This window comes from Mesorhizobium sp. USDA 4413 (assembly GCF_056280365.1).
This window is the reverse complement of the sequence record NZ_JBVPRP010000001.1, coordinates 2163631-2189224: the sequence shown is the minus strand read 5'-3', so window position 1 is coordinate 2189224 and position 25594 is coordinate 2163631. Positions and strand designations below refer to the sequence as shown.

General features: G+C 58.1%; 26 protein-coding genes. 3 read left to right on the top strand and 23 right to left on the bottom strand.

The genetic code is table 11. The features are described from left to right. Positions 1-221 precede the first annotated feature (221 nt). The 5 genes from ACVMIM_RS10740 to ACVMIM_RS10720 form a co-directional block, all read right to left on the bottom strand. Positions 222-1451, bottom strand: coding sequence for an ABC transporter permease (locus ACVMIM_RS10740; protein WP_476111906.1), 1230 nt, complete (start codon positions 1449-1451; stop codon positions 222-224). 28 nt (positions 1452-1479) lie between these two features. Beyond that, positions 1480-1980 carry an ATP-binding cassette domain-containing protein gene (locus ACVMIM_RS10735; RefSeq protein WP_476111904.1) on the bottom strand — a complete coding sequence of 167 codons (501 nt, stop codon included), beginning with the start codon at positions 1978-1980 and terminating at the stop codon, positions 1480-1482. Then, complete coding sequence (locus ACVMIM_RS10730) at positions 1928-2965, bottom strand: ATP-binding cassette domain-containing protein (protein ID WP_476111902.1); 1038 nt, start codon at positions 2963-2965, stop codon at positions 1928-1930. The genes ACVMIM_RS10735 and ACVMIM_RS10730 overlap by 53 nt, the downstream gene beginning before the upstream one ends. A gap of 179 nt (positions 2966-3144) precedes the next feature. Further along, entirely contained in the window at positions 3145-4158 is a 1014-nt protein-coding gene (locus ACVMIM_RS10725; RefSeq protein ID WP_082037191.1) for a sugar ABC transporter substrate-binding protein, read from the bottom strand. A gap of 110 nt (positions 4159-4268) precedes the next feature. After that, positions 4269-5141 carry a fumarylacetoacetate hydrolase family protein gene (locus ACVMIM_RS10720; protein WP_476111900.1) on the bottom strand — a complete coding sequence of 291 codons (873 nt, stop codon included), beginning with the start codon at positions 5139-5141 and terminating at the stop codon, positions 4269-4271. A gap of 238 nt (positions 5142-5379) precedes the next feature. Between ACVMIM_RS10720 and ACVMIM_RS10715 the strand changes: the two genes are divergently transcribed. Continuing rightward, positions 5380-6063 (top strand): FadR/GntR family transcriptional regulator, encoded by a 684-nt coding sequence (locus ACVMIM_RS10715; RefSeq protein WP_040985502.1) that lies wholly within the window; start codon positions 5380-5382, stop codon positions 6061-6063. Between the two features lie 179 nt (positions 6064-6242). Here ACVMIM_RS10715 and bktB read toward each other — a convergent pair whose 3' ends face one another. The 9 genes from bktB to ACVMIM_RS10670 all read right to left on the bottom strand — a co-directional run bounded on the left by bktB (position 6243) and on the right by ACVMIM_RS10670 (position 16719). After that, the gene (gene bktB / locus ACVMIM_RS10710) at positions 6243-7427 is read right to left on the bottom strand and encodes a beta-ketothiolase BktB (protein WP_040985505.1); all 1185 of its coding nucleotides are present in this window, start codon (positions 7425-7427) and stop codon (positions 6243-6245) included. A gap of 207 nt (positions 7428-7634) precedes the next feature. Next, complete coding sequence (locus ACVMIM_RS10705) at positions 7635-9092, bottom strand: NAD-dependent succinate-semialdehyde dehydrogenase (protein ID WP_040985507.1); 1458 nt, start codon at positions 9090-9092, stop codon at positions 7635-7637. 270 nt (positions 9093-9362) lie between these two features. Further along, the gene (locus ACVMIM_RS10700; RefSeq protein ID WP_082037192.1) at positions 9363-9869 is read right to left on the bottom strand and encodes a nuclear transport factor 2 family protein; all 507 of its coding nucleotides are present in this window, start codon (positions 9867-9869) and stop codon (positions 9363-9365) included. A gap of 360 nt (positions 9870-10229) precedes the next feature. Beyond that, positions 10230-11207: a peptidyl-alpha-hydroxyglycine alpha-amidating lyase family protein gene (locus ACVMIM_RS10695; protein WP_040986137.1), complete on the bottom strand. Its 978-nt coding sequence runs from the start codon at positions 11205-11207 to the stop codon at positions 10230-10232. A 279-nt stretch (positions 11208-11486) separates the two neighbouring features. Further along, on the bottom strand, positions 11487-11645 hold the full coding sequence (locus tag ACVMIM_RS10690; RefSeq protein ID WP_157895925.1) for a hypothetical protein: 159 nt from the start codon (positions 11643-11645) through the stop codon (positions 11487-11489). Between the two features lie 399 nt (positions 11646-12044). Then, positions 12045-12857, bottom strand: coding sequence for an IclR family transcriptional regulator (locus ACVMIM_RS10685; protein ID WP_052457899.1), 813 nt, complete (start codon positions 12855-12857; stop codon positions 12045-12047). A gap of 215 nt (positions 12858-13072) precedes the next feature. Continuing rightward, complete coding sequence (locus ACVMIM_RS10680) at positions 13073-13930, bottom strand: SDR family oxidoreductase (RefSeq protein WP_040986139.1); 858 nt, start codon at positions 13928-13930, stop codon at positions 13073-13075. Positions 13931-14160: 230 nt separating this feature from the next. After that, the gene (locus ACVMIM_RS10675) at positions 14161-14946 is read right to left on the bottom strand and encodes an SDR family NAD(P)-dependent oxidoreductase (RefSeq protein WP_040985509.1); all 786 of its coding nucleotides are present in this window, start codon (positions 14944-14946) and stop codon (positions 14161-14163) included. 81 nt (positions 14947-15027) lie between these two features. Next, positions 15028-16719 carry a thiamine pyrophosphate-binding protein gene (locus tag ACVMIM_RS10670; RefSeq protein WP_040985511.1) on the bottom strand — a complete coding sequence of 564 codons (1692 nt, stop codon included), beginning with the start codon at positions 16717-16719 and terminating at the stop codon, positions 15028-15030. Between the two features lie 356 nt (positions 16720-17075). Between ACVMIM_RS10670 and ACVMIM_RS10665 the strand changes: the two genes are divergently transcribed. Further along, a complete protein-coding gene (locus tag ACVMIM_RS10665; protein ID WP_040985513.1) occupies positions 17076-17369 on the top strand; it encodes a DUF1330 domain-containing protein in 294 nt (97 codons plus the stop codon). Positions 17370-17460: 91 nt separating this feature from the next. Here the strand turns inward: ACVMIM_RS10665 and ACVMIM_RS10660 are convergent, their stop codons facing one another. The 7 genes from ACVMIM_RS10660 to ACVMIM_RS10630 all read right to left on the bottom strand — a co-directional run bounded on the left by ACVMIM_RS10660 (position 17461) and on the right by ACVMIM_RS10630 (position 23263). Continuing rightward, complete coding sequence (locus ACVMIM_RS10660) at positions 17461-18252, bottom strand: IclR family transcriptional regulator domain-containing protein (protein ID WP_040985515.1); 792 nt, start codon at positions 18250-18252, stop codon at positions 17461-17463. Between the two features lie 320 nt (positions 18253-18572). Beyond that, positions 18573-19601 (bottom strand): 4-hydroxy-2-oxovalerate aldolase, encoded by a 1029-nt coding sequence (dmpG, locus tag ACVMIM_RS10655; RefSeq protein WP_040985518.1) that lies wholly within the window; start codon positions 19599-19601, stop codon positions 18573-18575. Positions 19602-19613: 12 nt separating this feature from the next. Continuing rightward, complete coding sequence (locus ACVMIM_RS10650) at positions 19614-20462, bottom strand: fumarylacetoacetate hydrolase family protein (RefSeq protein WP_040985520.1); 849 nt, start codon at positions 20460-20462, stop codon at positions 19614-19616. Further along, positions 20459-21397 (bottom strand): acetaldehyde dehydrogenase (acetylating), encoded by a 939-nt coding sequence (locus ACVMIM_RS10645; RefSeq protein WP_040985522.1) that lies wholly within the window; start codon positions 21395-21397, stop codon positions 20459-20461. Before ACVMIM_RS10645 ends, ACVMIM_RS10650 begins: the two co-directional genes overlap by 4 nt. Further along, positions 21397-22182, bottom strand: a complete 786-nt coding sequence (locus ACVMIM_RS10640) for a 2-keto-4-pentenoate hydratase (RefSeq protein ID WP_040985524.1) — start codon at positions 22180-22182, stop codon at positions 21397-21399. The genes ACVMIM_RS10645 and ACVMIM_RS10640 overlap by 1 nt, the downstream gene beginning before the upstream one ends. A 243-nt stretch (positions 22183-22425) precedes the next feature. Continuing rightward, a complete protein-coding gene (locus tag ACVMIM_RS10635) occupies positions 22426-22809 on the bottom strand; it encodes a tautomerase family protein (protein ID WP_476111893.1) in 384 nt (127 codons plus the stop codon). 52 nt (positions 22810-22861) lie between these two features. Next, a complete protein-coding gene (locus ACVMIM_RS10630; RefSeq protein ID WP_040986140.1) occupies positions 22862-23263 on the bottom strand; it encodes a MarR family winged helix-turn-helix transcriptional regulator in 402 nt (133 codons plus the stop codon). Positions 23264-23372: 109 nt separating this feature from the next. Here ACVMIM_RS10630 and ACVMIM_RS10625 point away from each other — a divergent pair, with 109 nt between their 5' ends. Then, positions 23373-24227 (top strand): IclR family transcriptional regulator, encoded by an 855-nt coding sequence (locus ACVMIM_RS10625; RefSeq protein ID WP_476111891.1) that lies wholly within the window; start codon positions 23373-23375, stop codon positions 24225-24227. On the opposite strand, the gene ACVMIM_RS10620 is transcribed toward ACVMIM_RS10625, so the two are convergent. Then, a complete protein-coding gene (locus ACVMIM_RS10620; RefSeq protein WP_040985528.1) occupies positions 24181-24837 on the bottom strand; it encodes a ThuA domain-containing protein in 657 nt (218 codons plus the stop codon). The genes ACVMIM_RS10625 and ACVMIM_RS10620 overlap by 47 nt on opposite strands. A gap of 202 nt (positions 24838-25039) precedes the next feature. Beyond that, positions 25040-25573 (bottom strand): VOC family protein, encoded by a 534-nt coding sequence (locus tag ACVMIM_RS10615; RefSeq protein WP_040985530.1) that lies wholly within the window; start codon positions 25571-25573, stop codon positions 25040-25042. Between the last annotated feature and the right edge of the window lie 21 nt (positions 25574-25594).

The window sequence follows — 25594 nt, the reverse complement described above, 5'->3', positions numbered from 1 at the left end:
GGAAGCCCATGCCAGTGCCCATCATAATTTGCCATGTCGACCACAGGGGCGCTAAAAGACTGCGCGCGCTGAGCGATCCACTTCTCCGTCTGCGCGCCCTGCGATCCCCCGAAGACCTGATACCGATCGCGGCCGAACTAGCGTCGAAGCCGGCGGTAAATAGCAGAGATCAAGAAGCGTTAGTCAGCGCCAGGTTAGCAATGGAGGTCAGCTTCATCTACTCACCGTCTGCGCCCGGCACCGACTGTATAGATTGCAGCGGCCACTATGATTACGACGCCTTCGATAATCCCCTGATAGTTGGCCCCGAGGTTGAGTAAATTGAAACCATTCGTCAGCGTTACCAGAAGCAGTGCGCCTGCCGCAGACTTGAGCACCGAGCCACTGCCTCCAAACAGCGAGGTGCCGCCAAGGATAGCCGATGCAATGACCGCAAGTTCCGCCCCCTGCATGGCACCTGGATATGTCGATCCAAGACGTGAAACATAGAGCAGGCCGGCAAAACCCGCTGCAAGGCTCGAAAGCAGGAAGCCGAAGATTTTGTAACCGACAACGTTGACGCCAGCCAGGCGGGCCGCCTCGGCATTACCGCCCACCGCATAGAGGCGTCGACCGAAGGTGGTGAATGTGAGCAGCAGCCAAATCACTACGGTGAAGACAAGAAAATAGATTGCCGGATTCGCGACAGTGTCGCGAGGACCGCTGAGGATTCCCATCCCGCCAACGATCGTAGCGCCAATCAGGGCAAATACGCCGCGAACGCGACTGGTGCTCCCCCGATAGAGCCCGACCAGACCACAAATGGCGAAAAGCCCCCCCACACAATAGAGCACGACGTTCATCGGCTGTCGTGTTGTCTCAAATAACTGCATCGCCGCAACCGCCGATTCATCGGTCGAGTTCAGTGAACGGCCATCCGTCAACACAAGAATTATACCGCGCGCTCCAGTCAACATGCCGAGCGTCACGATGAACGCATTGATGCCTAGGAACTGATTGATCGCTCCGTTGACCAGCCCGACAAAAGCTGCCACCGAGAGTGCCAGTATTGCGGCGATTCCAAAGCCCAACGTTCCGACGGTCATAAGGAAGACAACCCCCACAAGTGCGGCCACCGAGCCCACCGACAGGTCGAAATTGCCCGTGATCAGCACCACCGTCATCGCAATTGCCATTATTCCTGTCAGTGAAGCCTGATAGACAATGTTCGAAAGGTTTGCCGCCGTCAGCGGTTGCGACTTGCCCAGGTACATGGCAATCGCCGTCACGATGAATAACACCAGCGCCAGGGCGACATAGACGCCGAATTCACGCAGTATTCCTAGGACGTATGGATCTCTTGATTTGGATACAGCCAAATTTTCCTTTTTTTCGTCGATCAACACCCCGCTCCCAACCGTAGTACTTGGGGCGATAAGCCCGATCTCTTCTTTCAATCTCGTCATATGCATGATTCCACTCCAGAGAACGGGGCAGACCTCAGGCGCCAGAAGCCAGCAGCACCAGCTCGTGCTCGGAGGTTTGCGACGCAATTCGCTCAGCGACAATGTGGCCCTTTCGAAGCACCAGTATGCGATCACAGACCGCAAGCAGTTCTTCGAATTCCGATGAAACAAGAAGCACGCTGCCTCCGTTCGCCGCAAATTCGCGGATGAGCGCGAGAATGTCGGCCTTGGCACCTATGTCTATGCCCGCCGTCGGCTCGTCCAACAGCAACATGGCAGGGCGGGACGCCAGCCATTTCGCGATGGCGACCTTCTGGGCATTGCCGCCGGACAGTTCCGATACCAAGCTTTCGCTCGAGGACGTCTTGATCTTCAATCGGCGGATCATTTCTTCCGCGACGTTCCGTTCGCGTGCCACCTCGGGCAACACCGTCCACTTCGATAGACTGGAAAGATACGGGAACGAGATATTCATGCAAACGCTAGATTGCATGAACAGTCCCTGGCTGGAACGATCTTCCGGAACAAGCGCCATACCTGCGCGCATTGCCGCGCGCGGCGAGCGGCCAACCGCGCTTATCATTGAGCGTGACGGCACCGACCGCCTTGGGATCGGCCCCAAAAACAGCGTGCAGTATTTCACTGCGGCCCGAGCCCAAGAAACCTGCAAGCCCAAGGACTTCGCCGGTTGCGACATTGAAGTTCGCAGGCGCGAGACGCGAACCTGAGGCCAAATCCTTTACCGACAGGGCAATCCCGCCCGTGTCCGCGCTCTTTTCAGCATGTTGGCGAGCAATAGCTTCGATAGCTCTGCCAACGATTGCGTTCGCGATGGCATCAGAGTCGACTTCGCTGGTGCGTGCAGTCAGGACGACAACGCCGTCGCGAATTACCGTGACGTCGTCCGTCAATGCGAGAATCTCATCGAGGAAATGCGAGACAAAGATGACAGCCTTGCCCTCAATCGACGTCAGTTGCCTCACGACCTTATAGACTACGTCCCGCTCTTCCACCCCGAGTGACGCGGTAGGTTCATCCATGACCATGATCTGAGCACCCTCGATAAGCGCGGTGATGATCGACACCATCTGACGCTGTCCGATGCTCAGATCGCCGACCGTCGCGTCGGGATCCAGATAGTAGCCGATTTTTTCCATCACTCGCCGAAGTTTTGCCGCGTCCTCGTCGCTCCGGCGCCAACCGGCAGTTTTGCTAAGAAAGACGTTGTCAATGACGGAGAGCGTCGAGACCACCGGTATGTGTTGGTAGATCGTGGCGACGCCGGCTTTCATTGCATCGGCAGGCCTCTTCCATGCCAGCTGTCGTTCGCCAAGTCGCATTGTACCGCCGGATGCCGTTATGGCGCCGGACAATATCTTGATTAGCGTCGACTTGCCCGCCCCGTTTGCGCCAAGCAGTCCATGCACGGTACCTGGTCGAACAACCAGATCAACACCCTTGAGGGCTACTGTCCCGTTCGGATAGATCTTGCGGATACCCTCCAGGCTCAACGTATCCATGGACATCCTCCGAGCGACGCAGCTAAGACAGAAGGACGCCAAATATTTGTCGCGTACACGAATAAGTCCTCAATGGAATTGGGGTTGCCTCCCATTTTGCCAACCGCAACGGCGCGACATGTGCCGCCTGCGGATGCTGGCGGCACATGAATGAAAGGTCAGCGTTCCGTCACGTCCCATCAGAATTGCGGCTTACAATCATCAACATTGTCTTTCGTCACAAGGAAGTTCGGAACGACGAAGAGGGCTCCCTTTCGGTCAAACTTGCCCGATATTTGCTGGTAGAGAACCTGAAACGACTTGTGACCGATGCTCTCCGGCCGGTTGCAGACCGTCGCTGCAATGCCTCCGGCCTTAAGCGCGGTTATTCCGTCGGTGTTGCCGTCGATGCTAACGATAGGTATATTCGAGCCGGCCGCCTTCACTGCGCGCGCGCAACCTGCGCCCATGCTGTCGGCATCCGCGAAAATCAGGTCGATATCCGGTTTCGAGGTCAGCATGTTCGCACATACGGTCTCGGCCTTGTCCGCCATCCAGTCAGCCGGCTGAGACGCTACGATCTCGTAGCTTGCATGGGCGGCATCAAGTGCTTCTTTGAAGCCATTGTTTCGCGTGACCACATCGGAATAGCCGGCAGCGCCTTCGACGATCGCAATCTTGGCCTTACGGCCCTTCGGCAAAAGCGTGGTAGCAAAAGTGCCGATGGTCCTTCCCGAATTCACGTTGTCATGGGCTACATAGGCGACGAGGGAGGTCGGAACCGCATCCATCGGCTCCTTGGACGCATCCCCGATCTGGCTGCTGGTGGCGATGACCGGAATGCCGGCTGCGGCAAGCTTTGCCACCAGTGGCACACTTACCCGACCGTCAACCGGGAAAAACAGAACGCCCGAGTATCCTTGGGTAATGATGTCATCCACCTGGTTGGCTTGCTTGTCGACAGAGTTGTTGGCGTCGAAAATATCGACTTGTACGCCCGCGCTCTTGCCCTCCTCGACAGCACCGCGACCAACGGCCGGAGGAAAGGTGAAGCCTTGCCCGGCGCTAAGGAAAGCAACCTTCCCATTACCCCCAGCCAATGCGCCATGACTTGCCGCGGCCATTATTGCAGCGCCAAACATGAACACCTGCAACCGCTTCGCATATGACATCGTTTTTAGTCCTCCCTGTACATTAGATTTGATACGTGACATTCGTGTAACCTCCCTTAAGACCCGCTTGCGCTTAAAAGATCAGAATGGCCTACTCCTATCAGAACATCTTTGAATTCATTACACTTCACTTAGCGAATTTGGATTCACAATTATTGGAGCAACTCGCGAAACTCGTTTTGCAACTCGTCGATGCCGGCAATTTCGATGCGCACAATGTCTCCGTGCGCCAAATATTTCGGGGGATTGAAGCCGATGCCTACTCCCACAGGTGTACCCCTGGCGATGATGTCTCCTGGCACCAATGTAATGCCGGCAGAAATGGTGGCGATGATGGAGGGGACATCAAAAATCAGATCACGCGTGTTGGCATCCTGCCGCAACTCTTCACTGACCCAACATTTGATTTTGGTGTCAGAAAGATCGATTTCGTCGCGCGTCACCGCCCAAGGCCCCATTGGACAGAACGTGTCTTGCGATTTGCCGATGAGCCATTGGCTATGACGCCCCTGTAGGTCCCGAGCCGTCACATCATTGACGATCGTGTAACCCCATACGTGCTCCAGCGCATTCTCCGGCTTGATTCTCCGGCCACCCTTGCCGATGATGATCGCTAGTTCCGCCTCATAGGCGATCGATTCTGACACTTCGCGGTTGATACACACGAGGTCATCGTGGGCGACCACGCATTCCGGAACCTTCGAAAAGATGATCGGATGCCTGGGGACGATACCGCTGGCGACACCGGAATCGAACCCGCTGGATGCGAACTCCGCAGCGTGCTCCCGGTAATTCTTGCCGACACAAAAGATGTTGCGCCGTGGGCGCATGATCGGCGCTTCGATTAAAACTTCACTGAACGGCACCGGTGAGAGGACGCGCGGCATTACTGGGCGATCAATGACGGCCAGCAAGCCGTTGGCGGCCTCCACCAGCGGGAGATCGAAAGGCGAGATTGTGCGCGTGGCTTCATCAACCACAGCGACGCAGCGCTCGTCGCCGACGCGATAAGTTGCAACTTTCACTGGCTTCCTCCCAGTCGCCAACTTGAACCATCAGACGTCATTGGAGTTCAAAAATCAAGCATAATTTGCATATTCTAAGAATTTTTTCTATTGTCAATTCATGGGGAATTGTTGAATTTTCATATTCGGGCCCGCTGAACGAAGGCGCTTTCGCCCCTCTGGGCCGCCCATTGGCAAGTTCGTCGGCGGCGAAATGAAGGCGCGGTTGGTTCAGTAGCGGACACATTGGTTCGACACGATGCCTAAATACATCGCGAGAGAGATCGCGCGATCGCTGCGCAACCGAATTGACGCTGGGGAGTGGAGCGAATCGGGACGGCTCCCCAACGAAAGGGAGCTTGCGACGCAATATCGCGTCGCGCGCAACACAATGCGCAGCGCGATCGACAGACTTGCCGGTGACGGCACCCTGGTGCGCCATGTTGGGCGCGGAACGTTTCTACGTCAGGACAATCGCGGCAGTATCCTCAAAATGTTGCACAGATTGTCGGGTGCCAGTCCCATCGACGTGATGGCGGTCCGCCTGATCTTGGAGCCGCGCGCAACGGCGCTTGCGGCGATCAACGCAAACGCCAACGAATTGCGCGCAATAGCCGCTGCCTATGGCTCTTCCGTCGCCGCACTTGAAATGGAGGATTTCGAGCGCTGGGACGCCGAGTTACATCTGAAGATAGTCAGGGGCACGCGCAACGAACTGCTCACCCATCTTCACGAGGTTCTGTGTGTGGTGGCCAGAACCCAAGAGCAATGGCGCAAAATCAAGCAGCGCACTTTCAGCATGGAGCGGCGTCACATCTACTGCCGCCAGCATGGCGAGATCGTCGAAGCTCTCATGCGCCGGGACGGTGAAGCGGCGGCCACGGCTATGCGCGGACATCTTGAAACTGTCCGTCAAAACTTGTTCGCTGGACACGCGCTGTAAGCCGGTGACGCATTGGCAAGTTGGGCAGCTATATACCTGATCCCATGGGCCCCGGCGCCGATGACGACTGCTCGGATCAGCCGACATCGGCCCTCAAAGGGACCATGACCCTGCCGGAGGCGTGAGAAACTGCTTCATCCATCGTCGTTGATTGCCCTTTGAATCGCCGAGGGAATCGATCACCAGAGGTTCTCGACGATAAGCGCGATCCCTTGACCTCCGCCAATGCACATGGTCACCAGGCCGAAGCGGCCGTTGATCCGTTTCAACTCGTTGAGCGCCTTAACAGTCAATATCGTGCCTGTCGCTCCCAACGGGTGTCCGAGAGCGATCGCGCCGCCATTGGGGTTGACCTTGTCGGCTGGGAGCGAGAGCGCATCCATGACCGCCAGCGCCTGTGCCGCAAACGCTTCGTTGGATTCAATCACATCCAAGTCGGAAATTGTCAGGCCGGCGAGATCGAGAGCCACAGGCACCGCTTTTACCGGCCCGATGCCCATGATTTCAGGCGGAACGCCCGCAACGCTCCAAGACACCAGGCGGCCAATCGGCTTGAGGTTACGGGTGGCAACCTCGTTCTCATGCGCGAGGACGACAGCTGCCGCCCCATCATTCATGCCGGAAGCATTTCCGGCGGTAACGGTGCCGTCCTTGCGAAACGCGGGCTGGAGCCCTGCAAGCATCTCCAGCGACGAGTCGGGACGCGGATGCTCGTCAGTGTCAAACACGACCATCCCTTTGCGGGTCTTGATCTCGATCGGAACCGTCTGACCCCTAAAATACCCTTGTGCGATTGCCCGGGCGGCCTTTTCCTGGCTCTCCAGCGCGAAATGGTCCTGCCTCTCCCGGGAAATCTGGTATTTCTCGGCGACGTTCTCCGCCGTGTCGCCCATACCGCCATGCCCGAAGGGGTCGGCAAGTGTATTGCTCAGCCAGTCGTAGACGACACCGTTGCCGATTTTCCGGCCGTAGCGCATGCCCTCGACTGAAAATGGCGCACGACTCATTACCTCTACGCCGCCCGCCAACACAATGCGAGAGTCCCCGCTACGGATCATCTGAGCCGCGGTGATAATTGCCTGCGCACCCGAACCACAGAGCCTGTTCAGCGTCAGACCGCCCGAGCCGTTCGGCAAGCCGGATTCGAGAGCGATCGTCCGACCGAGGAAAAGGTCGGCTGCCTCGGTCGGTATTACAGTGCCGAATACCGAGTGGTCGAGCCCACCGGGCTCGAGCCCAGCACGTGCAACTGCTGCGGCCCCCACCGCGGCGCCCAGTCGAGTGGGCGACATGTCTTTCAGGCTGCCACCAAATGCGCCTATCGCGGTACGCACGCCCGAAAGAAAGAAGACCCCGCCGCCCATCTGTACACCTTCCTGTCGCCAACGACCTCGGCCAGACCAGGGCAGCTCGGCCGACGCGAAACCCCGCCGAGCCGAGCCTAGTTTAGACAGATAGACAGATCCGCCGGCTCTTTTCTTGCTTTCGCCAATACGCTCGCAGCACCGGGCAGCCAGCGCCGAAGCCTCACCGCTGAGAAAACCGGCTGCCGCCGAAAGGTTGAGGCCGGCTCAGATGCCTAAGCCACCAAGACAGACGTATTTGGTGTCGAGATAGTCCTCAATGCCTTGGTGGCCCCCCTCGCGGCCGAGACCGGATTCCTTGACGCCGCCGAATGGAGCCTCGACGGTGGTCATCAACCCTTCATTGACGGCGACCATCCCGTATTTGAGCCCCTCCATGACGCGAACGGCGCGGCCAAGATTGCTGCTGTAGAAGTAAGCTGCCAAGCCGAACTCGGTTTCATTCGCGAGACGGACCGCCTCTTCCTCGGTGTCAAATTTGAAAACTGGAGCGACAGGGCCAAAAATCTCCTCCTTCATGAACATCATGTCGGGGGTGGCGGCCGCTATCACGGTCGGCTGAAAGAAGGTGCCGCCCAACGGATGCCGCTTGCCGCCAGACACCACCTTTGCGCCTTTCGACGTGGCGTCCCTAACGAACTGCTCGACCTTCTTGACCGCATTTTCGTCAATGAGGGGGCCTTGCTGCGTGCCCGCTTCCAGTCCCGGCCCGACCTTCAACTTCTCACTTGCCACCGCCAGCTTTTCGACGAACGCGGCGTAGATGCCGGCCTGCACGAAGAACCGGTTTGCACACACACAGGTCTGGCCGGAGTTGCGATACTTGGCAATCATGGCTCCTTCGACCGCCCGGTCGAGATCGGCATCGTCAAAGACGATGAAGGGAGCATTGCCGCCAAGTTCCATCGACACCTTCTTAACCGTCCCGGCACACTTCGCCATCAGGATCTTTCCGACTTCGGTTGATCCGGTGAATGTGAGCTTCCTGACAAGCGGATTGGAGCAGAGTTCGTCGCCGATCTCGGCGGCCGAACCGGTAACGATGTTGACGACCCCTTTCGGAAAACCAGCTTCCTCGCAGAGCGCGCCCCAAGCGAGGCCCGAATAAGGCGTTTGCGAAGCCGGCTTGATCACTGCAGTACAGCCAGCAGCCAGCGCTGGCGCAATTTTGCGCGAAAGCATTGCCGACGGGAAATTCCACGGCGTAACGGCCGCGACAACGCCGACCGGCTCCTTGGTCACCAGTATGCGGCGGTCGACCCATGGCGACGGTACGACATCGCCGTAAGTGCGGCGCGCCTCTTCGGCGAACCATAGCACGTACGCAGCCGAAAGGCCGACCTCGCCCTTGGCCTCGGCCAGCGACTTGCCCTGCTCCATCGTCAGCAGTTCGGCAAGCGCGTCCTGATTATCCATGATGGAATCATGCAGCTTGCGCAGGAGCTTGGAGCGCTCAAATGCCGAAGTCTTCTTCCAGCCATGGAATGCAGCCTCGGCGGCCTCGATGGCGCGTCTGGTTTCTGACTGGCCAGACTTCGGCACTGTGCCGATCAACAGCGTGGTGGCCGGATTGGTCACGTTGATGGTCGCGCCGGAATCGGCTTGCACCCACTCTCCTCCAATCAGGTTAGCCTGGCGCATGTAGTGGCTGGTTTTCTGCAGCATGATTCAACCTCCGTGCGGCGCGCCAAGAGGCGGCCTGAAACTCGTAGTGGCAGCGGCGCCAGTTCGTGAACTTTGCGCATTCCACAAATTCGCACTATCTGATTATTCAGTCAATTCTTGTTATCAGATAAATTTGCCCGTAAGATGATCCGCGTTTGACCTAGAAACCGAGGCGGTAAGTACGTCGCCGGCAGCATCGAGGACGGCCTGACCTATGCCTGGCAGGCTTGCGGCGCCCAGCATCGGCACACGCGACGCGGACCGCGACGTTCAGATTCCCGTATCGAGTCCCGCGTAGATATCGGCGATCCGCCAGACCCCTTCTTCGTTAGCCATCTGGAAGCGGTAGAAGCCAGTTGCTATCACTCGGGCAAGGCCATTTTCGGCGCCAGTGAGAAATAGCGAGGCGAGGACGACAGCACTCAATCCGCTGAGATCGTCGACCAAAATGTTCATCATGCAGTGGCGACGCTGGTCGGCCTGAGTCTCCCAAAGGGTTTTGAGCCATTGCAAGATGCGCGTGCGACCTTCATAAGGGCCCACGACGAAATTGCCGGCGACCGACCCACTAAAGACCGCAGTGGCTGTAAGGCACGCGGCGATCACATCCTCACGGCGTTCATCGTAACCCCAGCAGTAGCGATGTATCGTCTCTAGGATGAAGTGACGATCAGAGAGCGATCCAATGCCAGGGCAAGCTACCGGAGCTTGCAGGCGGACTATACTGTTTATAGTACCCCAAGCCGGAACGGGATTGAGCGGGAAAATAATGGTCAAACGGCTTTCCCTTCTTCATCTTTGAAGGGTAACACCGCAAAGGCAGCGCTGACCATTGCGGCGCCATATAGATCCGCCGCGACACGTGCAAAGTTCATGGGTCCCCCAAACGTTAGCAATGAGATTTGATGGCCGGATTTGCCGGTTTCTTTTTTACTTGGCCTCGGAGCAGAGCCTCTCCTCTAGCAATAGATCACATCAGCGACGTGGTTGCGCGGGATGGCGAGCCAAGGCGAAATACCAGGCTATCGCATACCGAAGCGCGCTAGACCCAAATAACGCAAGGACGCGGAGAGTTGGCCAATGGAAGAAGTGTTGGTCACGCATCGATGTGCGCGGGCTTTGCTGGCGCTAGATGGTTTATGAGGTCGTTCCCGGAGAAACTTTCACGAATTTCTGTAGCGTGCGCAGCGGTTTAGGGACCGGCTCCCCTGGGAAAAGCAACGGCCAAGCGGTCACCGAAACCTCGGCGACATAGATGTCACCAATTGAGTCCACCGTTAGGCCATGCGGAGCGATAAACTGACCAGGCTTCAGCCCTGTGGTCGGTTCATTGCCAAGCCGCGCCAGAAGCTTGCCGCTGTTATCAACGATGGTGATGCGGGGACCAAGATTGGGAGCGCCTCGATTAAAGGCGAGTTGCGGACCAATCTCACCGATATAGCAGATCGGGCATTTGCCGGCCGGCATAAAGAGGCCGCTCGGCCGATGCAAGTTGTGCCACTGCGTTTCGAACTTGCCGTTGCCATCGAATACTTGCACCCGATGATTTTCCCGATCCGCTACATAGACCCAGCCGTCTGCGTCGCAACAGATATTGTGCGGCAAGTTGAATTGTCCCGGCATGCAGCCGGGTTCGCCCCAGGACCGCATAAGCTTGCCGTCTGGAGAGTATTTGTGCACGCGCGCATTGGAGTAGCCGTCGGAGACATAAATGTCGTTGTCGGGCGAGAGGGCTGTATGAGTGCAACGGCTGAACGGAAGCCCGCTCATGAAGGCCGATGGACGCCCTGGAATACCGATTTCCAGCAGAACCTTGCCGTCGAGCGTGCACTTGCGAACGGTGTGATCCCCGTCATCAGTGCAATAGATGGTGTCGTCCGGGCCCATATGTATGCCATGTGCACGCCGGAAGATGTCCTCACCCCAGGAAGTGATGAATTCGCCGTTGCGGTCGAACACGCACATCGGATGTTCGCCTCGATTGAATACATACACGCGATCGCGTTGGTCCACTCCGACAGCCGCCACGTCGCCCAATTCCCATCCCGGCGGCAGTTTCTCCCACCCCTCCACGACCCGATATGTATAATCGCCACTGCCAACGATGACGCCCATGTGGCGGTCCTCCACGTTCATTCTGCCGCAGATCGTAGTGAACCCATTCCAGGCAGGAAAAGGGAACACAGTCATAAACAGGCGAAGCCATTTCTCCCTCGCGCATAGCCTTGAGATCGAATTCTCAACAAATGGAACAAGGTGGGTGCTGAAGCGAACTATTGCGGTGTCGCCCGGCCGGCTCTCGATCCGTGAGCCCCACCTCGAGGCCTGGCAAAGGTAAGTTCAGCCGCCTGTTCTCATGGCCGCGACCTTTAGCAGGTAGCGGAATGCGTTAGGTTAAAGTATTAACAAGTAAGCTAGCGTCACCAGTACACATATGGCGGCAATGACAAGCTGCGCCAGGATGAAGTCATCGCGCTCGCGCTCGGCAAAGAAATATACGCCGCCATACATATCGCAGTGGACGTTCGGGCTCTTCTCTTTTTGTTCTGACATCGTTCCTCCCAGAACTGATCGACCCAGAGATTGCCTGCACGATTGGCTAACGCTTAGGCTTCCCCTATTCTCCTGCTTCGCGTTTCAGTCGAAATTCCCACTATGAGATTTATATGTCAATCCCCTTAATAAGAGAATTTATTGTATTTTCTCATATTTTGGTGCTGGTGCCGGAACTGTAAAAGGCCTGCGGCAAGCGCAAGCACTCGGGTGCCGCCGACGGTGAGGGCCAATCAACGCTTGCCGTCATTCCGGTTTGATACTCGTCTCAGCTGAGCGAGCCGCGCCGCAAAGCGTCGGCAAAAAACGGATGGAAACACGGCGCCGGTGGCGCCCAGACGTAGAGGGACCAGGTTTCGCCCTCAATGTGTGATCGCAGACAAATCAGGTATTCGCAGACTAGGCGGAAAACCTGCTTGCCTGATCCTCCAGGCTCTCGGTGATCTTGGCCGCTGTCTCGCGCAAAAGTGCGAGCTTCTTGTCCAACGGCTGACTCTTGAACCGCTCCAGTGTCTGGGTAATGGAAAGAGAACCCAAGATCTGATCGCTGCCGTCAAATAACGGGATTGCTATGGCCGCCAGCCCCGGATCGACTTCCTCAGCTGCTGTGCAATAACCTGCCTTGCGCAACTCGCGCAATTTGGACTTAAACGCGTTCCAGTTAGGCCCGAGCCCTGCCGATGTGATTTGCTCAGCATGCTTCAGCATGAGATCGCGAAGCTTATGCGGTGGCAAATTGGCAAGAATAACTTTCGATGCTGCGCCCCGGAAAAGTGGCATCGGCCTTCCGCGGTCGTAACTTGTCCTATAGCTAGGGTCAGGCCACTCTTCATGAATGCACACGACGTTGTTGCCGTAAAAACTGCACAACAGCAGGTTTTCTCCAACGCGCCGTGACAATTCGACCATCGGATCTCGGCTTGCGGCCAGCAACGGATCACCGAGTCTAATCTGCCGATCGAGTTCGATGATGCGCGCTCCGAGCACATATGTCCCTCCGGCAGCAGGGGCGAGCAATCCCGCGTTGGTCAGTACCTTCACATAGCGGTAGATCGTCGCCATCGAGCACCCAACGACCGCTGCCATCTTTTCAGCCGTCAAGGCGGGGCGTGTCGGCGTAAAAAGACCGAGAAGACCCAAGACCTTCTCGAGCGTGTTGCCCGACAAGGCCTCCGAAGCGGCTTCGGAGCTCAAATGCGTCGTGTCAGTCAAGCTTCGAATCTCCGAAGATGTGAATTTCGCATAATTCGCAATATTGCAGTGATTTCGACAACCAGTCTAGGTGCCTTGGATCAAGCCGAACGCCGCCCACTCTCGACGGATCTCCGCTGGCGCATGTAAACACACTGGAGTTTTCGTCAAAGGCAACGGCTTCGCCGCAGGCCGCCCCGCTTGAGCTCTCGTTATCGTGTTGCCATGGCGGACGGTCAACGGGTGACCGGGCGATTGTAGGGAGTCAGCTGAACTTCGTGTGTCCAGCAACTTGGATGCTGGGTGTGCAAGTAATAGTACGCTTCCGCAATTCGCGTGGGGTCCAGCATAATTTCACCCGTGTCTTTATACATGGCCTCACCGTGGGCCCGAGTTCCGGGAGAGTCGATCATACCGTCAACGACTATGTTGGCGATATGGACCCCCAACGGCGAATATTCCTCGGTCAACACCTGAGCCAGAGTGCGCATCATGACCCGTGGGTAGTAGAGCGATTCCCCCGTTTTCCGCTTTGTTCCGTGCAAGCTGTTGTGGTTGTTGGTCAGGAAATAGGATCCGTTTCCGCTCTTGCGCATTGCTGGAAGAATTTCCTTGGCGACCAGGTATGGTCCCCTGCAAGCGATGTCTATGGCCGTCTCGAACACCTCGTCGGGCAGATTCTCAATCAGTTCTTTCTCGGGAGGTAGTTCCCGCCCGCTGGCATAGCCAGCGTTATAGATGACGACTTCCGGTTCGCCAGCCTGCTTGCGGATCATTTCGAAAGCCTCGGCGATTGACTCGCGGCTCGTGAGGTCGAGCTCGGCGATAATCGCCCGGCCGCCCTGATCGCTGATTGCTGCCGCCAGTGCCGCGGCATTGTCCCGGTGGCGGGTGGTAAGGGCTACCGTATACCCCTCGGCTGCAAACTTCTGCGCAATCGCGCCACCGATGCCCCAGCGGATGCCGAGGGGCACGTCCGCATCGGAAATCTTGCCGCCAGCCAAAGAGACGGTTCTGCTGCCGTCCGATTGCCATTTCGACGTCGCCCCCACGATCACGGCGACTTTGGTCGTCTGGTAGTTTTGATTCGTCACGCTTTCCTCCTGGTTCTTGGTCTGGTCCTGGGCGGACCGTCCGGGTTTGCTTCGTTGTCGCCTGTATGCGCCGCAGCTCGTGCCCATAGGGATGGCCAGATGATCGAACGGGGTGCAGATAGAATTGCCCTCAGGTTGCCGGCACGGTGAGCCGGCGCAGTTTGTTGTGGCAAAAGGCTACTCGTCGTCTCACGCGCCTGGGCGCGCAGCGGCGCCGCGAGCGGCTTGGTTCAGGACTCCACGACCGGTACTGTGTAATTCAGCGCAAGACGCCCGCCGTCAGCAAAAATCGTCTCACCGGTGATGTAGCTCGCTTCCTTGGATGCGAGGAAGGTTGCAATTGAGGCGATTTCCTCCGGTTCGGCGATGCGCCCGAGAGGGGTACGCGACAACAGCCGATGCCTCATGATCGGGTCTGTGGCAAAGGGCATGGACAGGTCCGTTCTGATCGAGCCCGGACCGATCGCGTTCGCTCGGATGCCGTAAGGTGCAAGGGAAAGCGCCATGACCTTCGTAAGTGTCTCTATCCCACCTTTTGACGTACAGTATGGCACGTGATTCGGCAGCGCGATGCGCGCAGTGACGGAACTCATATTGATGATTGCGCCGGGCGCCTTACTCGCCTTCACCTGCGCCACCATCTGCCTTGCCGCGGCCTGTCCCACGAGAAAGGTTCCGTTGACGTTGACGCGCATCACGCGTTCGAAATCGGCTTCTGCAATTTCGAGGAAGTCCGCGGCATGGAAAATGCCTGCGTTGTTAACGAGAATGTCAAGTCCGCCCCAGAAGTCGCAGGCTGCAGCAACCACGTTGCGCGCATCGTCCGCTTTAGAGACGTCGGTGCGCACAAAACGCGCATTGCTCCCGAGCTTGTCGGCGACTGCTTGGCCGGCAGCCTCGTCAACGTCGGCAATGACCACGTTCGCCCCTTCAGCGACATAGCGTGTAGCGATCGCGTGACCGATGCCACGCCCGGCACCGGTCACAATCGCTGTCTTTCCGTCGAGCATGCCCATTTACCACTCTCTTCGCTATCTCTGGCGTCTGCGGCCGTCGCCTGTTTTTTCCAGGTCGATCGAGCGCATGACAGCCGTCCCTCAAACCCTGGCGAGTTTAGCCCGCCGCGACAATGCTTCCTCCCTGATCCCAGTCAGGGTCGTTCGTGTCGTGATGGCTTCCGGATCGATCAGGAGCTCAAGAACGGCGGGACGTTTTGCGCTCAGGGCGCGCTCAAATGCCGCCCCAAATTCGGATGTTTCGCGCACCTGCTCTGCAAACGCCCCGAAGCTTCGCGCATAAGCCGCGAAATCAGGGTTCTTCAGGAAAGTCGCCGGCGTACGTCCAGGAAACTCCCGCTCTTGATACATACGAATTGTGCCGTATAGGCCGTTGTTGACCACAAGAATTATCACAGCGGCCTCATATTGCATGGCCGTGGCCAGTTCCTGTCCCGTCATCAGGAAGCCGCCGTCGCCAACGAAGCACAGCACCACGCGCTCAGGGTGTGTGAGCTTAGCGGAGACCGCAGCCGGAACACCATATCCCATCGCGCCGTTGGCGGGACCAAGCAGCCTCCCCGGTCCGGGGAAACGATGATAGCGATTGACCCATCCGGCGAAGTTTCCGGCATCGGTGGTCACGATTGTATCGCTGGGCACCATGTCGCCTATCGCCTTCATCACAATAGCCATATCGAGCGCGCCCGGAGTAGTGTCCGGGACCGCGCTTTGTTCGAAAGCGTGTCGGCCGGAGGCGCACCAGCGCTTACGTGCCGTCATCATCGGAAGCGCCACCGGCACAGCTGCCAGCACGGCGGCGAGAAACTGTTCGGGACCGGCATTGATGGGCAGCACGGCCTGATAGACCCGGCACAATTCATTCGGGTCGGGGTGGACGTGCACCAGCGGCTGGATCGGCGTGGGTGCCTGGACGATCGTGTAGGACTGGGTCGTCAACTCGCCGAGCCGCGCGCCAATCGTAATCAGCAGGTCGGTTCGCCGGATCGCATCGGCGAGGGCAGGCATGATGCCCAGGCTGCAATCGCCGATATAGTTCCCGTGCGTGTTGTCAAAACGATCCTGGCACCTGAATGAAGCGCAGACGGGGATGGAATGTCTTTCGGAAAAGTGCAGCAGCATCTGCTTGGCTGCATCGCTCCAGCCGCCGCCGCCGACCAGAATGAGCGGCCTTTCGGCACCTTTCAGGCGATGCGCGAATTCCTCAATGTCTTGCTCGCTCGGCGAGGCACAGACAACCCTGTAAGGCTTCATGTCGTCGGCTTCCACCTGGTCGAGGAGCATGTCCTCCGGCAGGGACAGGACGACGGGACCCGGCCTGCCAGAGACCGCAGTGTGGAAGGCGCGACTGACAAATTCCGGGATCCTGCGTGCATCCTGGATTTCGGCCACCCATTTCGCCGTATGGGCAAACATCCCCTTGATATCGATCTCCTGGAAAGCCTCCCTCTCTGATGTCTCACGCGTCACCTGACCCACGAACAGAATCATCGGCGTGGAATCTTCGAAGGCGGTATGAACCGCAACCATCGCGTGACTTGCACCGGGTCCTCTGCTGACGAAGCATATTCCTGGGCGGCCCGTGAGTTTTCCATACGCCTCGGCCATATGGCCGGCGCCAATTTCGATTCGTGTGGAGATGACCCTTACGCGGTCTTCAAGATCGTGGAAGGCGTCCAGGGCCGCCAGGAAGCTCTCGCCCGGCACGCAAAACACGGTGTCGGCACCATGTCGGATCAACTGATCCGCCAAAACTCTTCCACCGTTTCGCATGAGTTCCACAACTCCATCCTTCGAGAATTGACCAGATACTCTTTATATGCGAATTTTGCAACAGTCGCAGATCGCGCTGAGGCTGTAAGATTTTGCCCGTGGATGTCGACAAGCCATTTGCCGGGCATGCAGGATTCGAGCTGTCCCGACCACCAGTGTGCAGGCGGGCTTGCGTGGTCGCCAGTACGCATTGTCCTTGCCCTATCGACACGGCGCCGATGCAGGCTTCGACTGCAGGCTTCATCTTTGGTTGGATAGTGGGGCCGCGCCTGCGATCAGGTGCGCGAGCACGAGTGTTCGGCTTTCGGGCTGACCATGATGCCGGTGTGTTGGACTAGCGCAAGGAGCGGCTTGGCATGAAGGGATATTGGCTCATAATCGGCACCGAGATATCGGATGAGGCGGCGCAAGCCGAGTACCGCAGATTGTGGAAACCCATCGGCCAGAAGTATCAAGCCCGTGTCAACCCGTCTAAAGAGCCGCCTGTGCTTCAAGAGGAGCGGGATGCGTGTCGAATGACCGTCATCGAATTCCCATCGATAGAACTGGCGAGGGCATGCTATCGCGACCCGGCCTATGACGAGGCTCGCCGCTATGCACTGCAAGCATCCAAACGCGAACTCCTGATCTTCGAAGGGGACCTGCGCTAGACGTCAACCTTTCGCGCCGTTTGAGGCCGGAAGGTCGATACCGGATGACGGCCATGCCGGACCCGGCTGCTGCGGGAGCGGGTACAAGTGGCTATCCGCTTGGGTGCCTAGCTTTGTCGATCGCCTGTGAGATCCGAGCAGCCGTGCGCTGCAATGAAGCGAGGTACTTCGATGTTGCCTCGTTTTCCGAAACTTCGCGGTTCATCGTGACATTTATCGACGCGATAGCCTGCCCAGCTAGGAGTATGGGAACGGCGATCGCCCAAATGGCACGGTTGTAGACGAGGGCTGAATATTCCTGGCTCATGACTGCGTAGCCACATTCGCGCACCCTGGCGAGCACACCTTGCAGCTTTCCGCGGTCGCGGGCTAGGTCGTTCCATGGTTCAGCGACTTGCGCCGAGACCTCAACCGCGGTTTGGAGCTCGCTTTCTGTGCAAAAGGCAAGATAGGCAAGGCCAAGAGATGTACCCATTATGGGAGCACGGAAGCCAGGCGGACGGGGATAGAAGAGCCGGCTCTCGGAGCGGCTCGTCTCGGCAACTATCATCGCGTCGCGGTCGAACACCGCGACGTCGGATGGCCAGGAGATCTCGCGTTGCAGCGCATAAAGAAACGGTCCAGCTATCACACCCATTTCGCGATAAGCCTCAAAGCCAGAACTCAACTCAAGCACTTTGCCGCTAACGACATAGGCGGCGTTGCTCGTGTCCTTGAGGACGTATCCGGCGCTCTCGAGGGTTTCCAGGAAACGCACAGCCGTGGAGGACGTCAACCCCGAGGCGCGAGCGATTTCGCTCACGGTCGATTGGCGTCGGCTGTTAACGACGTTCAAGACTTTTAGGGCGCGAAGTACCGCGTTGACGGGTCTGTATGAAGGCATCGTTCGTCCCCTTGTCGACATCGCCAGCCGTTGCCGCGTTTGCCGCAGGCAGGAACTGTCAGTCCGGACAGCGATAGCTCCCCGTGGGGAAAGACGCAAATTTCAGAGCCGCGATGCGGCTAGGTGGCTTTGCGGCTCGAGCCACCGTTGATGTCCGGGGCATATCGACGCCTCGTTGCCATAACGGCGGCATCAAATGGCGAGGCGGGCGGCCGGGCTTCCCACGGGCACAGATGCCGTCTTCGCCGTGAAGGATCGTAGTTGCTCTTTTCCCCCGGTAAAGACGGATGCTAGCCCGGAGTAGTGAGCCGGACGGTTGCTTAGGCCTTGGCTCGCGCAAGATCCAAGGCAATGTCCACAATCATATCCTCCTGCCCCCCGACCATACCGCGCCGGCCGGCTTCGGCAAGGATTGCTCGCGTGTCGACGCCATATCCGGTGCTGGCCTTTTCCGCGTGACGGAGGAAGCTTGAGTAGACGCCTGCATAGCCGAGCGTCAGCGTCTCGCGATCCACCCGGACGGGCCGATCCTGGAGGGGGCGAACCAGTTCTTCGGCCGCATCCATGAGCTTGAAAAGGTCGCAGCCATGTTTCCAGCCTTTGCGGTCAGCTACGGCGATGAAGACCTCCAGAGGCGTGTTTCCCGCCCCCGCTCCCATCCCGGCAAGGCTGGCATCGACGCGGATAGCGCCGGCCTGAACACCGACAATCGAGTTCGCGACGCCAAGCGAAAGATTGTGATGAGCATGGATGCCGCGTTCCGTCTCCGGCCTTAGTACCCGGTCATAGGCTTCGCAACGCGCGCGGTATCCGTCCATGTCGAGCGCGCCACCACTGTCGGTGATATAGACGCAGGTCGCGCCATAACTCTCCATGAGCTTCGCCTGCCGGGCCAACGTTTCTGGCTCGATCATGTGGCTCATCATCAGGAATCCGACCGTGTCCATGCCAAGGTCTCGTGCTGCCGCAATATGCTGCTTGGCTACATCGGCCTCAGTGCAGTGGGTCGCGATCCGAACCGAACGAACACCAAGGGCGTGAGCTTGCTTCAGATCATGAACGGTCCCGATGCCAGGAATGAGAAGGGTGGTCAGCCGCGCATTTTGCACTACGTCGGCAACCGACGCGATCCATTCCCAATCTGTGTGGGCGCCGAAGCCGTAGTTGAAGGAGGAACCATTGAGACCGTCCCCATGCGCGACCTCAATTGCATCGACGCCGGCGACATCGAGGGCGCTAGCAATGGCGCGGACCTGATCGATGCCGTAGCTGTGACGCACGGCATGCATGCCGTCGCGCAAAGTCACGTCCTGAATGTAGAGCTTCGTTTGCGTCGGATCGAGGTTCATGGATTTTCCACATTAGTCGTCATGGATGACGACGCGCTGACGCTGCTCGCCAAGTCCTTTGATGCCAAGATGCATTTCGTCGCCGGCAGCCAAATAGCGCGGCGGTTTCATACCCATGCCGACACCGGGAGGTGTTCCCGTCGTGATGATGTCTCCGGGTTCGAGCGTCAGAAACTCGCTGACATATGCGACAACGGTCGGCACATCGAAAATCATGGTGTCAGTGTTTCCGGTCTGACAGCGCTGCCCGGAGACATTCATGAACATCGACAGGCCGCGCCCCTCGCCCAATTCGTCCGTTGTGACAAGCCAAGGTCCCACTGGCCCGAAGCCATCATGGCTCTTGCCTTTGTCCCAGGTGCCACCGCGTTCCAGCTGGTGCGAGCGCTCCGACACGTCATTGACGAGAACGTAACCGGCTACATGCGCCATCGCCTCGCCACGCGAAACATAGCGGGCACGCGTTCCGATGACGACGCCGAGTTCAACTTCCCAATCAACCTTCTTGGCGCCTCGCGGCACCGGCACGTCATCATCGGGGCCAGCAAGAGATGAAATCGCCTTCATGAAGACGATAGGCTCGCTTGGAATGGGCAGGTTCGACTCTTGAGCGTGATCGGAAAAATTGAGACCTATCGCGATGAATTTCCGCACACCCGCCACGGGCACGCCGTAACGAAAAGGCCCTTCCACCAGCGGCAGCACCGACACGTCAAGTGCACCCAGAGACTTCAAGGCGGCCGGGCTCAGCGCGTTGGCATCGATATCTGACAGCTTTGACACAAGGCTCCTCGCCTTGCCTTCGGCGTCGATCAGGACTGGTTGTTCGTGCCCCTTTTGACCAATCCGAGCCAGTTTCATGCCGCCACCCTTTCTTGAATACGCAGTGCAATCTTTTCGGCCGTCTGCAGCCCGGCCGACGTCATGATGTCGAGATTTCCGGCATAAGCAGGCAAGTAATGCGCCGCGCCCTCCACCTCGAGAAAGACGCTGGTTTTGATACCTTCGAAGTCACCGACACCCGGAATCTGCGCAGGGTTGTTAGAGCCGAAACGTTCGAACTGAACCTGCTGCTTCAGCCGATAGCCAGGCACATACGCATTCACCTTGGCTACAATTGCCTTGATCGCCTCTGCGATGGCAGCCTCGTTCGCCCCGGACGAGAGCGTAAAGACGGTGTCGCGCATAAGGAGCGGCGGCTCGGCCGGATTGAGGACGATGATGGCCTTTCCTTGGGAAGCGCCACCAACCATTTCGATAGCGCGTGCCGTAGTCTCGGTAAACTCATCTATATTTGCCCGAGTGCCGGGCCCAGCCGACTTCGAGGAAATGGATGCGACGATCTCCGCGTAGTGGACCTTCGCGACCGAGGACACCGCCGCCACGATCGGAATCGTCGCCTGACCACCGCACGTCACCATGTTCACATTTGGCGCATCAAGATGGGTTCCGCCATTGACCACCGGAATGACGTAGGGCCCGATTGCAGCCGGCGTCAGGTCGATCATAACTTTACCGGCGCCGGTTACGACCGCGCTGTGCCTTTGATGAGCAGCAGCAGACGTAGCGTCGAACACGATCCCAATGTCGGGCCACACATCGAGCCTTTGCAAGCCCTCAATGCCTTCGTGGGTCGTCGCCACACCAAGGCGTTTGGCCCGGGCAAGCCCATCGGACGCGGGATCGACCCCGACAAGCGCCGACATCTCCAGTCTGTCCGAGTGACGCATGATCTTGATCATCAGGTCGGTGCCAATATTGCCTGAGCCGATGATTGCCGTCTTGACCCTGGCCATTAGCCGTCCTTCTCGTACCTGAACCGGGCTTCACCCAGGCCGCCGACCTTAGCAACTACCTCGTCGCCTGCCTGGAGAGTGACCATTGGTCCCAGAGCACCGGTCAGCACAACGTCGCCGGCGCGGAGAACTTCGCCACGAGCAGAGAGCGTGCGGGTCAGCCACGCGGCAGCATTGAGGGGGTGCCCGAGACAGGCCGCGCCGGCACCGATTGAGACCACGGCGCTATTCACTTCCAGCGCCATTCCGCAAGTATAGAGATCTAGCCCGGTTAGTGGCCTACGCTCGGCGCCGAGAACGAAAAATCCGGAAGAGCCGTTATCGGCAACCGTGTCCGCGAAGGTGATCTTCCAGTTCTCAATGCGGCTATCGACGATTTCGATCGCCGTCACGACGTATCCCACGGCAGCCGCCACCGTCTCCACTGACGCGTTAGCGTCATGCAGCTCATGAGCCAAGATGAGCGCAACTTCCGCCTCTGCTTTCGGCTGGATGGTCTTCCTGGCCGATAGCACGCCGCCATTCGCCACCCTCATGTCATCAAAGAGCACGCCGAAATCAGGCTGATCGACCCCAAGCTGCGCCTGGACCGCCTTTGACGTGAGACCGATCTTGCGGCCAACAATTCGCCGACCGGCCTTGGACCACCGCCTGGTATTGATGGCCTGAACAGCGTAGGCACCGTCAACATCAAGAGGATCCAGTCCGTCACGAAGCGGCGCCACCGGGCTACCCCGGTAGGCGGTCGCCAAGCGATCGGCCAAATGTCGATGCACGTCTTCCATTCAGCTCAATCCGTTCGTGGAACCAAACCGCGCAGACACGATAGTTTATTCCGGCGCGGTGTTAAAACTCACGTCGCGAAATCCTCTCACATGGTGAGAGTTTCGATCGCAAGATCAATGGACGCACGGCGAAGCCGAAAAAACGGCATTGTGCTCGCATTTTCGCTGTTCGGTCCACTCTGGGCGGGCCAGCGCAGTGGTCTGTTCTTAAGTCTCCGGCTCCGGCAGTGGCGCGTCGTTCAATTACTGCGCGCGTTGCGCGAGTCCTCGTCCAAACGAAATGTTGGCCCGCCCAACTTCGTGGATGGTGATGAAGATATCGTCCGCGGAGATCTCGCCTGTTGCAACCAGCCGTTCGTTGATATCTCGCAGCAAGACCTTCTTTGTTTCGTCGGGGCGCCCTTGGATAAAGGTGATCTCAAGGATAAGCAGCTTAGAGGAATAAGAAAGCCCCAAATAACCCTCGGTATGGATGTAGTCGTCGCTATCATACTCGCGGAACAACTGATAGCGATCTTCGTCAGGAATACCCAAATTCGCAACAATGGCCGCTTGGACGGCATCAGCCATCTTCCTCTTTGACTGCGGCGTACGGCCCTTCTTCAGATTGAAAATAGCTACAGGCATTTCAGCTCCTACAGTTGGATTTAGGGGTATATACCCACATCGTGGTGAAAAACTATAATTCGTTTAGTGTCCCGAGCAGTTCAGCGGCGCCATTTGCACCCAGGCGCGCCTCAATCGATCTTTGAGCCCCGCACCAAAGCTCTTCACCTTTTGCCAACGCGTCTCGCCCAGCGAGCGTGAGAAGGACATGCGTTTCACGCTGGTCAGCATCGCCGCGGGAGAGCAAGACGAGGTCCATACGCTCGAGCACTCGAACGTTTCGTCCAACGGTGGACCGATCGAGTTCGCTCAACCGACCCAGCTCGGACAAAGTGACAGGTTCAACCCTTGCGATCTTGCGAAGCAGGCCAAACTGCGCAACGCCAACGCCGATCGGGGCAAGAGCCTCGTCGTAGTGCGCACTGACTTTGCGCGCGGCATTCCTCAGCATCGTACAGTAGCATTGCTCTTCCATGAGAACGGGTATATACCCGTAATATGCCATGCGCAAGGGTAATCATGATCATGTGCTGAAATGGGCCGGGCAGAGATATCTTTGCGGCGGGGCGGATTCGGAGAATAGGATGGGCCTGGATCTGGCATTGGAATTGCTCGAACGGATCGTTCTGTCGGAGGCGCGCTACCGTCTCTCGGACATTGCTTCAGAACTCAACATTCCAATATCGACGGCTTATCGGCTCGTCGCGTCCCTGGAGAAACGGGGGCTGGTCATAGGGATTGGCGCAGGTCGCTATGCCGGCGGGTTTGCTTTGGCCAAATGGGCTATGTTTGTCAGGCCAACGGATACACTCTCAGCGATCGCACGGCCCCACCTCAGGCGTCTGGCGCGAACAACCAAAGCTACGGCTCATCTCGGCATATTTGAAGCCGACATGGTCACTTATCTGATCAAGGAAGGATCAACCAGAACTGCGATCTTCACGCGCGAAGCGATGCAGCTTGAGGCCTACTGCTCCGGGGTCGGAAAGGTCCTGATTGCTGCCCTGCCAGCAACCGACCGGGAGGAATATCTTTCCAGCGGCGGTTTTGTACCCCTGACCGCGCGGACCATAACCGACCCTGGGAAGCTGCGGCGCCATCTGGCTCAGGTTTTAGCCCAGGGTTACGCCCTCGACATGCATGAGGCCGCAGACAATCTTTGCTGCCTCGCTGTTCCTTTGCGGGACGCGACAGCTGGCACGTTCGCGGCAATTTCAATAGCATGTTATGGCGCTGCTCCGAACGAACTGCTGGAACACTTACCTCTGCTTCGCGAAACGTCCAACGCTCTCACTGCAAGGCTCGGCAAGGATGCTGGATATTTGATAGAAAAGGCAAGGTTGAGCAGCGATGAACGCAGGCGCCAGGCAACCCGCACCGCGGCAGCTAGGGCTACGGATTTGGAGACCGAGCTGCCCAGAGAAGTCCGCGTTCCATGATCGTGTGCATCTGTGGAACTTTGAATTCCTCGAAAGTATGGCCAAGGGCCGAATAGAAGACGCGCCCCGTCCCAAAGCGGCGCTTCCATACGACGGGCATCACGACGCCATCGATCCAGCCGAAATACTCGCCCGTGAACGTCGTGGTGGCAAGGACCTCGTTGGAGGGGTCAACGTGCATGTAGTACTGCTCCGAGCGATAGTCGAAGTCCGAGATCCCACGCATGATCGGATCCGACGGCTTGGCGATGTTAATGCGATAATCAATAAGATCCCCGGGATGTTTCACCCATTGCCCACCCGTCATGAACTGGTAGTCGGTCTCCATTCGGAACGTGTCACACATAGTGGCATGAAAACCAGCCAGCCCAGTTCCGCCCCGAACGGCCTGCAGCAGGTTTTGCAGCTCGGGTTTTTCGATGGTTCCCAGGGTGATTACCGGAATGATCAGATCGAAGCTGGCAAGCTCGGGGTCACCATAGGCTGTCGTGCCGTTCTCGACGACAACCTCAAAATCATGGGCCGCGAGCATATCGCGAATAACCAACGCGCTCTGCTTGGGCGTGTGAAATTCACGGCCGCCCCAGGTGATCAGTGCCTTCCTCGTCATTTTCTGCCTGTCCTTGCAAACTTGAATTGGACCCCAGTTGCGCGAAGCTCCCGCGGGAGTGAGGGACGAACCGCCTTGCGCCAGATAGAGCGCAAAACGATTGTGGGATCGATGGAAGCACAGGAACGTTCACCGAGGCGATGGGCGCCTCGTCAACCGACTGGCCAATAGGCGACTGTAGAAAACTCATTTTCACCGCCAATCAGGATGGCAGGCCGTGACGGATCGGATCAGACCCGTCCCAAGCCTCCGAAGCCGCTGCCACTCGCGCGAAGATCGCCTGGCGCTCAGGACCCATTTTTGCAATTTCGAAAATGGTCTGGGGGTCCCTGGGGTGTTCCATGTAGACCAAGGGGCCATAGGTGGAGCCTACCTCCTGAACGACTGTCCAGCCTGCATCGAGGGCTCGGCCCAACGCGCCATCGAAATCTTCCTGCCAGGCAGCCACGTGCTGAAGAAGACCTCCATCGGGGTAACGCTCAAGCCACTCGGTGTAGATGCTCGCCTCGGAGCTCGCTTGCTGGATGAGCTCGATCTGGAGCGCACCGCTATTAGCCATGGCTACGTGAAGCCGCAGTTCGATGGGCCTGCCGCGGTAGATACAGCTTTGCATGGGGACATCCTTACGCACGAACCAGGGTCCGATGCCGGCTTGTTCGGACAAAAATCCCACTCGCTCATCGATGTCGCGAACAATGTAACCGGCCTGTTGGATGTTACCGAAGATGCGGCTCATCTTGTTCGCCTCCCAATGCCA